This window comes from Pontitalea aquivivens (assembly GCF_046507575.1).
Lineage (GTDB): Bacteria > Pseudomonadota > Alphaproteobacteria > Rhodobacterales > Rhodobacteraceae > Pontitalea > Pontitalea aquivivens.
The window spans coordinates 1-321 of sequence record NZ_JBKFEY010000140.1 but is presented as its reverse complement, the minus strand read 5'-3'; the positions used below and the strand labels follow the sequence as shown (position 1 = coordinate 321).

At 65.4% G+C, this 321-nt stretch carries 1 protein-coding gene; it reads right to left on the bottom strand.

The window, feature by feature from the left end; all coding sequences use genetic code 11:
* The coding region (locus ACK8OU_RS20540) for an acyl-CoA dehydrogenase family protein (protein ID WP_410305177.1) at positions 1-321 on the bottom strand (321 nt) is incomplete at both ends.

The following is a 321-nucleotide window of genomic DNA, read 5'->3' as shown; positions in this document are numbered from 1 at the left end:
GTCCCGTCCGGGATCGGAAGCATACGCACGTCGCGGTACAACTGCTCGAGCCCGCTTTCCCGGCTGATCCCCATCGCCCCGTGGACATGCATGGCGAGCGACACCGCCCGTTCGCAGGCGGTGGTGGCAAATCGCTTAGCCATCGCGGAGGAACCGTTAGCGCGGCCGCCACGGTCGATGATGTCCAGCGCCTGGTAGCACAGCAGCCGGCTCGCCATGACGTCCGTGGCGATATCGGCGAGACGTTCCTGGATGAGCTGTCGCTGACCGATCGGCTTTCCGAACTGCTTGCGGATGCCGGCATACTCGATTGCGGCGTCC